The following is a 2,241-nucleotide window of genomic DNA, read 5'->3' as shown; positions in this document are numbered from 1 at the left end:
CAGTTCGAGCGAGAGATGATGCTAGAGCGGCAGCGGGAAGGCATCGCCAAGGCCAAGGCTGAGGGGGTCTACAAAGGCCGGAAGCCCACCGCGAGAGCCAAAGCGTATGAGGTCCTCAAGATGCATGCCGAAGGAAAGACCCCTACGGAGATTGCGAAGGTTTTGGGGAGAGGCAGGGGGAGCGTCTACAGGGCCATTGAAGCGGTAGGCGCAGACCGCAATTGCGATAGGCAAATGGCGCAGTAAAGGTTAGTGAAGATGAGGATAAATCTAAGATATCCGCCTATACCAGAGCTCGCAGGTAAACATGCAGAGTTGGCAGTTGATGCAATCAGGAACGTCGAAGGTGTGTCGATTGATTACACGTCGGATTCGCTTGAGATACTAGACAGGATTATCATTTCATTGAAAGATGAGGGGATATAACTAAATCAGATAGCGGAGACGATATCTGCATTCGGCTGCTATGCTGGCGAGGTCATGATTCGTAATCTCGGTGGCGAGTGGGCAGATCCAAATAAAGTGCTGCCGCCCAACATCGCGCAGGACTCCTCAATGATGGTAGTGAAGCTGGCTGCCGGCAGTGTCTGGAACCCAATTGGAAAAGCCTTTGCGACATTTGAAAACGGCTCCGTGGACTCCCTCGCATATTTGTTCACTGTAGCAGCAGCCCAATAGCTTAACCCAACATCTAGACTGAGTCGTGAAGGCCCGTGGCGAGATGGCTGCGGTCTTTCCATTTGGGCCGCTGTGCGTGATCGCACAGGCCACAACATTGAAGCCATGCGAAGTCCCCGAGGTCACAATATTTGGGGCAACGGGAATGCCGCATATCCAGGTCCGCAGTCTGGCCAACCTGAGACGGTTGATTAACGACCAGGAAGCGCAGGGCATCTGCTTTCAGTTCCGGGGATGGGTGGTTCGGCTTCCGGATGGTAGTTTCGCTCACGGTCCCGATACCGCATACGGCATTATCAGACGGAAGCTTCTAGTTACACATGATCGGACCGAAGCCGAGCGAATAGCCCTGAAAGATAGCGGCGAAGCAGTCGAACTTTGGACCACACCTACAGTCACTCTTGCCATTGCTCGAAAGACCGATGGCGCCCTGTGGTGGGACGCTACTGTGCAGGCAACCGGTTAGCACCGACCTTCCGGCTCAGCGTCTTCCAGCTCGATTTCCTTTCGGATACTCATCAGAAGACGGAGGATCTCGATGTCTTTCGCCGCTTCGAGCAAAAGCGCCACCACCTCATCAATGGCCCGTCGTCAGCACCGCTCGAAAGGTGGGCAGTAACCTCTGTCGACATCATGCGGAGGCGAGGGATGATATCAACGGCGGCAAGGGGGCGGAGGTTTGGCTATGGCGCATTTTATCATGCCTCCGGCAGACTCAACAGGTGGAACCGCTCGGGGCCGCCCAGATCGGGGCCGGGAGTGCCTGCGAGCGCCCGTTAAGAGCCGCTGGCGGGCTTTCTCTTTGGTTGAGCCGAGGAGTGCCTCGGGAGGAGAAGGGCGCCTAGTGGCTCTCCCGGGGTTCTCCGCACTCGGCACAGAATGACGCTCTGGGTGTCCGAAGGGGCTTCCCGCAGGTGTGGCACGGCGGGCCGAAAGCGCTTGCCCTGTGGTGCCACAAAGCATTCACGTCTGTTTCCCTGTGGCCGGTTATCTCGAAATAGCGATCAAGTGCGCCCTGGCCGAGGTGTAGTCTTTGGCCCCGGTGGGCGAAGCATTGTGGTGCATTCGGTAGCGCTGAAAGTCCCTGACGCCGTCGCGCAGGCCAGGCAGCACCTGGGACCATTCGCTTTCGTCCAGCATCGGAATGTCGCACTTGCAGCGCCAGCAGTATTGGATCTTGGGCATTTGGGGTACTTCTCAGAGTGAGGCATGGTCGGCGCGACCCTAGACAGGCACTGTGCTCGTATAGCGTCTGCGCCTGGAATGCCCGAGCGGCAATAGTTTGGGAGGATCAACAAACGTGGCGGCCCTTCACTGGCTTATATTGGCTTTCATCCTTCTGGTTCTGGCGTCCCCCTTCATTCTCGTTGTGTGGTTGGTGTTGAGGCGGCCCAAAGCCCGCTCAAAGTAGCGGTTCGCCCTCAATTGGGTCCGCCACATCGGGCTGATTATATCGAGAGCTGGGGACTATGCCGCCGGCAGCGCGCTCGACCATGCCAACACGGCGATCGAGGCGATGCTGCGGGGCTCCGGCCTGCTGCCGATCCCCCCTGAAGCCCGCGA

3 protein-coding genes are annotated in these 2,241 nt (G+C 57.6%); 2 read left to right on the top strand and 1 reads right to left on the bottom strand.

The features are described from left to right. Nucleotides 1-246, top strand: a 246-nt coding sequence (locus tag BA190_RS32920; protein WP_162275278.1) for a helix-turn-helix domain-containing protein, incomplete at its 5' end; no start/stop codon positions are given. A 234-nt stretch (nucleotides 247-480) separates the two neighbouring features. Beyond that, nucleotides 481-678, top strand: coding sequence for a hypothetical protein (locus BA190_RS36325; RefSeq protein ID WP_156771807.1), 198 nt, complete (start codon nucleotides 481-483; stop codon nucleotides 676-678). Nucleotides 679-1,665: 987 nt separating this feature from the next. Here BA190_RS36325 and BA190_RS32910 read toward each other — a convergent pair. Further along, nucleotides 1,666-1,863: a hypothetical protein gene (locus BA190_RS32910; RefSeq protein WP_068298654.1), complete on the bottom strand. Its 198-nt coding sequence runs from the start codon at nucleotides 1,861-1,863 to the stop codon at nucleotides 1,666-1,668. Nucleotides 1,864-2,241: the final 378 nt, after the last annotated feature.

This window comes from Labrys sp. WJW (assembly GCF_001676615.1).
GTDB classification, from domain to species: domain Bacteria; phylum Pseudomonadota; class Alphaproteobacteria; order Rhizobiales; family Labraceae; genus Labrys; species Labrys sedimenti.
The sequence above is the reverse complement of the archived record's forward strand: the minus strand, read 5'-3'. Positions and strand labels throughout refer to the sequence as shown.

Bases quoted from the DNA above. Each gene is read 5' to 3' on its own strand.
- BA190_RS36325 (WP_156771807.1), top strand. From the start codon at position 481: ATGATTCGTAATCTCGGTGGCGAGTGGGCAGATCCAAATAAAGTGCTG.
- BA190_RS32910 (WP_068298654.1), bottom strand. From the start codon at position 1,863: ATGCCCAAGATCCAATACTGCTGGCGCTGCAAGTGCGACATTCCGATG.